At 57.3% G+C, this 5,629-nt stretch carries 6 protein-coding genes; 1 reads left to right on the forward strand and 5 read right to left on the reverse strand.

What is annotated here, in order from left to right; translation table 11 throughout:
- Positions 1 to 172: 172 nt before the first annotated feature.
- On the reverse strand, positions 173 to 934 hold the full coding sequence (locus tag NKI47_RS34465; protein ID WP_352596206.1) for a DUF4336 domain-containing protein: 762 nt from the start codon (positions 932 to 934) through the stop codon (positions 173 to 175).
- Positions 935 to 1,211: 277 nt separating this feature from the next.
- The gene (locus NKI47_RS34470) at positions 1,212 to 1,904 is read right to left on the reverse strand and encodes a class I SAM-dependent methyltransferase (RefSeq protein ID WP_352596209.1); all 693 of its coding nucleotides are present in this window, start codon (positions 1,902 to 1,904) and stop codon (positions 1,212 to 1,214) included.
- Between the two features lie 972 nt (positions 1,905 to 2,876).
- Here NKI47_RS34470 and NKI47_RS34475 point away from each other — a divergent pair.
- A complete protein-coding gene (locus NKI47_RS34475) occupies positions 2,877 to 3,584 on the forward strand; it encodes a helix-turn-helix transcriptional regulator (protein ID WP_352596212.1) in 708 nt (235 codons plus the stop codon).
- Here the strand turns inward: NKI47_RS34475 and NKI47_RS34480 are convergent.
- The 3 genes from NKI47_RS34480 to NKI47_RS34490 all read right to left on the reverse strand — a co-directional run.
- Positions 3,536 to 3,913, reverse strand: coding sequence for a LysR substrate-binding domain-containing protein (locus tag NKI47_RS34480; protein ID WP_352596215.1), 378 nt, complete (start codon positions 3,911 to 3,913; stop codon positions 3,536 to 3,538). The two genes, NKI47_RS34475 and NKI47_RS34480, sit on opposite strands and share 49 nt — an antisense overlap.
- A 300-nt stretch (positions 3,914 to 4,213) precedes the next feature.
- Entirely contained in the window at positions 4,214 to 4,411 is a 198-nt protein-coding gene (locus NKI47_RS34485) for a helix-turn-helix transcriptional regulator (protein WP_352596218.1), read from the reverse strand.
- Positions 4,412 to 5,185: 774 nt separating this feature from the next.
- Positions 5,186 to 5,629 (reverse strand): hypothetical protein (locus tag NKI47_RS34490; protein ID WP_352596221.1); only part of this gene is annotated, 444 nt, incomplete at its 5' end.

The raw sequence follows: 5,629 nt of genomic DNA on the forward strand, positions 1-5,629 counted from the left end.
TCTCCACCCCGCGGGTTCCTTCCCTGGAGGCTTCCGGACGCCGGCCTCGAGCCACGCCATCTCAGTAGACGGCCGGCATCCGAAACCCATCACAGGAGCGGTCGTTGAAGCGATCGAGGCCGAGCGCCGGAGCCGACCCAAAATGGACATTTGGCCTCCCAAAGCCACTGCGTCACCAACCCGACTTTCCGAATATTCTACGGACAATCTCGTCCTCATTCGCATCAAAGCAGCGGCCGTGACTTAGAATCACCCGCCGCGGCTGCCACGACTGGAGTTTGCATATTACTGCCTGTGCTTTCCGCCGATTGAAGAGAATTGGCAGCCGCATGCCAAAGAAGGTCCGCCCGTGCGGGTGAGCCATCCGAGTCAGCTTGGCCATCGTGCGCCAAGGCTCATCGATCATGTCCAATTCGAGATTGATGATCGTGTCTGTAAGGATCAGCGTCTTTGAAGCTTGGTGGAAGAATATGAACTCTTTGAAGTAGCCACCGGGAAACAGTGTCTGATCCATGTCCCGCCGCCACTCCTCCGGAGGATCGGCCTCCAAATCTCGTGCGAACGTCACATCCGCGTGCCGTGCGCGTGCTCTTTGCCGGACTCTGGGCGATGCCCATGTTATTGCCTCAGGGAAAGCCTTCGACCACTCACCGATATGAGCGTAGTGAAACTGGTTGGGTGAAACGAGATGGCGAATTCTGCCCAAGTTCCGTAACTCTTTGGCCACCGTCAAAGCAAACTTAATGGGCGAATGAAGGAACAGATCGCCGTTCGATAGGCGCACCACCGTCATCCGAGTGGTGAATGGCAGCGGAAGTTTTGTTCCTGCTACCGTCAGATACTCAAACGGACCGTCAACGACACCAATATAGGGTCCCTGAGGTTTGTAGACGTTCACCGGCTCGTAAAGGGACGCACCCACAGCCCATTCCATTTCATCAGCTCGGCGCAAGGCGAAGATTATCTGGCTGTTGCACTGGCGATGCAATGCGTCTGACCTGAAGGTCCGCTCCCTATCCTTCTAGCGACGTTGCCGCCGTGCAGCGGCAATGACCGGTTTGGGTCACGAAGGGGACATAGTCGGGCGACTGGTCAGGTGATCCGTTTCAATCATCACCGATCCTCCATGCGCTCAATTCCGGACCTCGAGGAACGGAACTCGCCTTCAAGTGCTGCAATGCCGAGGTCCAAATGCACCGGTTTTGTCGAAACTAGTGACGGAAACGGTAGACGCGTGCCAGTTTGTTCGGCACCGTCATGAGTTCGTTCGCAGTGCTGAAGCCAGCATCCCGGGCCATGCCAATCCAAGTCGCGGCCGTCTCGGCATAGTCGGACGTTCGACTGTGGCTCTCGAAGGCGGCGAACTCCTCGTCGGAGATCGCTGCCCAATCCGGCCGCATATGATGAAATCGCTTCATCCATCCCTCGCGGTCCTCGCCCTCGAGGCACGTCGGCTCCCAGATCAAGAAAAGACCACCTGGTGGCAGCAGGCTGTGGATTTTGCGCATAAGGGCCACCTTATCCTGCGCAAGGAGGTGGTGCAGGGACTGGCCAATCCAAACCACGTCGAGCGGGCCCTTCCAGGAATCGATCGCCACGACGAAATCCCCGCAACGCAGTTCGACCGGACAGGTGAGAGGGGCAAGCGCTTCCTTCGCCACGTCGAGCGACGGTTGGGATATGTCGATGCCGATGTAGCGTGCGACGTTGTTGCCGGCCAGTGCGGCTGCCGAACCAGGAGCAGTGCCGCAGGCCAGATCGGCGAACACGAAGCCGTCGGAAGCCTCATCTAGCAGAACTTGGCGCAGCATTTCGTAGACCTCGCTGTGCGCCATGTAATTCGCCGCGACAACCTTCTGGTATGTTGCGAGACCTTTCGCGAATAATTCCTGGTCGGACTTCATGGCCCCGCCTCACGACGAACATTTCGCATGCCAGAAAAAGCGCTGCGCTCAGATCTTCGGACGTTATTCGATTGGCGCCGGGCATTGGCCCGGAGCCGCCACGATATTAGTTGCAGCTTAAGGACTGTCTTCCATTTGCCAAGGGCCGTCAATCTTTGCCGTCTGGCTTTGACGCGAGAAGGACGTCGCATCGGAGAGTGAGCAGTCCGAACGGCCAGGTAGTTTCGCATGGCTCAGGGACAAGCCGCGGCTGGACAAGGGCCGAAGAAACAGCATGGCAGCAGATACCTGAAGCCTGTGCATAGCCAGGGGGCGGCACTCGGGAGCCGCGGCACGGCGTCCGCGTTGTCGGCACCTCCAGACGGTCGAAGGTGCGATCCTCGGCTGGGCGGTGGCCAGTCGTTCGACGGAACGCTAAAATAGGTGAGCAGGAATACTATCGGCAGCTTGGCGGTATGAAGAAATCTTAAGAAATGCATCCCGCGACAAGTTTCTGGATGCGAAGCTAACGACAATCTTAAACTTGGTGCGTATAGAATCGCGCATTGTGAAAGCGTCGTTGAGGATGTCCATGAAATAACGCAAAGCTCAAAAGCGCAGCCCGTCGCAAGGTAATGCTAGCTGGATACGTTAATAACGAACCGTTGAAACATTTTGCAGCCACGATCGGATGCTCACTGGCGAGTTTAACGCACCAGTAAATTCGGTTGCACTCGAACCCCGAAGGAGGCGGCCGAATTTCGGCGTGGCTTTCATATCCCGGAACATAAATGGGAAGATTGCCACAGTTAATGACCCATGAATAGTATAAATGTCGCGATTGCGTGCAAACTTTGGGGTCTTAACGGTGAAATCATCAGGTACCGAGTAACTTGTTACAACACCATCTGAAACGATATTGTCACTTAACGACTTTCTGTAAATCCCGAATAACTTGCTTCAGGCTGGTGAAACTTTGGGTAGGGGTAGAAAATGACTCTGATCGATAGACACACTGAAGCTGCAGCGGGCAACCGATCCATTGTGATGAGGATCAAGTATGACCGCGAGGCCCATACGAAGCGGCCCTATTATGCCTATTCAGATCGTGCATCAGATCGACTGGGCGCAGGGGTCGGGGAGCCAAGAGCACGCAGTCTGGAATCCATAACCGGCATGCTTGATCGCATCGGCTGCGGCTATCTCGTGCTGAACCGCGAGAGGAAAGTGGTCGAATGGAACGCAGCCGCTCAAACCACTCTGGAGCGCCAGGGCGAAGTAGCCGATACGGCCAGCGGCCTTTCAGTGGCCTTGAGGCGGCTGATCGCGAATGTTCCGGCCCATTTCCTGCCGGGCTCACTATCATGGGTGGTGATCCGCAGCAGCGCCGACAGGCCGGTGATATTGAACGAGAACGGGTTTATCGCTCCTGACGAAACGAGCATTGTGGCGTTACTGGACCGCGAGAACAGGTCGGGGCCAAATCCTCAGACACTGCAAAAGATGTTTGGCTTGACGGGCGCGGAAACGCACCTCGCGTTGCGCTTGGCTCAGGGCGATGCGCCTTTGGAGATCGCCCGCAGTTGGCGCCTCAGCCGCACCACGATCCGCTCCCAGCTTGCCTCGCTATTCGCCAAGACCGAAACCAAACGTCAGGCGGAACTGGTGGCTCTTCTTGGGCGCATCTCAGTCTTGCCATAAGGGCCGTCGTTTGGATCCATCCCAGCAAACAGCCAATCCCGAAACGCTTTGACTTTCCGCTGGGCAATGGCGCGGGGCGGGTAGAAGATGAAGTATTTTGACGAGGCCTCGAGGGCGAGTTCAAAGGGACGTACAAGTGTGCCGGCGGCAAGGTCAGCCCCGACCAGCATGGTTCGACCCGAAACGACGCCCTCACCTCGAACGGCGGCCTCGACGGCGAAGGTTGCGGAGTCGAACGTCACGCCACAACAATGCCGGCATTCGATAGCCAAGTCGCCCAAGTGATCGGGAACTCGTCGTGATGAGCGTATGGTATCTGAGATCCTCATGGGCGTTCAAGCCTCCAAGGGCTACGCCAGCGGCGCACGTGATTTCTTCTGCGAATGCTGGTGCCAAGGTCGCGACGTGCAGGCCGCCTGATTGCGGCCCGTACGTCATGCGTCGGCCGTCGGGCTTCTCAACAAGCTTCATGCCGTACAATCGGCAGGCATCGGTTAGCGAAATATCATAGCGCGCGATGACGCCCCCGGCGCCAGGCGGCTCCGGTCTAATTGACAATATGTGCAAGTTGGTGGTTCCCTTTTTGAAGTTGCCGCGGTTGGATCCGCGGTGGTTTTGAAGACAGCGGGTTAAGCCGCCCTCGCCGCGATCTTCGCTGCAATCCAGTCGGAGAGCTCTGAGTGAACAAAGGCGACGCGGCGGTCGCCGAGTGAGACCGCAACCGGAAACCGGCGTTCGGCGCGATATCTGTTGACCATCGTTCGACTCATGCTCGTCATCTTCGCGGCGTCATTCAAGGACACAAGTGTAGGCGAGTTATCGTTCATGGTTCCTCCTCGCAGCCCGACAGATTCGGACGCGGTTCAACTGCTGATTTGAAAGAGCTGGGAGGTTTCGTCATCGTCCACATGGGAGCGGCGGGATGCTGGTCTGGCCATCCTGCAGGCGACCAACGGGCCGCACGTCAGCACTAGGTTGCTGCTACGGGTGACATAAGATTCAGTGGCTAAATGAGCAGTTTGGCATGCTATAATGCGGAGCTGGCACAATATGCTGCCCAATCCGCCATCATCTTGCGCCGCTTATCCTAGGCGTCGCCTCGCCGGTAGGCGCTCGGCTGCGGTGCCAGTAGCGTGCGCAAGTTGCTGCCTCGGCAACTTCGGTCTGATAGTCCGTTTCCTCACACACCCAATCTCGCAACGCGCTGCGCATTCCATGAACTGTGAAGTCGCCGCCGCCTGCCGTTTTCAATGCTTGGCGAGAGTCATGTCGCTAAGCGGCGAGCGCGGACGCTGGCCGGAAATACAAAATCGGAAATGTGTTTGTTCTTCATGTCGCGCAGTATTTCGACGGCACGATCTGATAATGGCACGCGGTGCGCCTTACCTGACTTCCTGCGGGCCGCAGGAAGCGACCATAGCTTCCGTCCAGATCGATTTCCGACCAGACCGCCCCTCTCGCCTCTCCACTTCGCGCAGACGTAAGGATGGTGAATTCCAGCGCCCTCGCCCCGTCTCGCCTCTTCGGCAAATAATGTGATAAGACAAGCGCGTCGCGACTGAACGGATTCATGCGACGCGCGCACTTTTGGGCGACATATACTAATGTCCGGTTGCCGCAGCCTTTTGCCGACGAGACCTGACCGCCTCCAGCAGTTCGCGCTCGCTGGTGTGAGCATTTCGAAAAATGGCCACAACCATCACCGCCAAGATTTCAGTGTCCGGGTCCAAAGGGTCGAAATTCTCATCCGAGCAGACCTGATCGAACACGCGTTCGCAAATAGCCAGATCGTGAGGGCTCAGGCAGGTGGGATTGAAACGCCGACGCAGCATCTGTGCAAACCTTTCAGGCCCGCCCCCATGCTTTGCGGCGGGCTTTTTGCTGATGAACCGGAGACGCGATGGGATGCTTAAGCGATAATATCGCTCACAGTGTATTGGAATCAGTTGGACACCTCGAACTACCGGCATTTCCAGAGTGGGTGGTGCGACAATGAGGTTGCGAACAGCCTGGCGCGCGGCGGGGGCTGGATTTCGGTCGTTGGG

Origin of the sequence: Mesorhizobium sp. M0633 (assembly GCF_040320645.1) — a bacterium.
Taxonomy (GTDB): Bacteria; Pseudomonadota; Alphaproteobacteria; order Rhizobiales; family Rhizobiaceae; genus Mesorhizobium.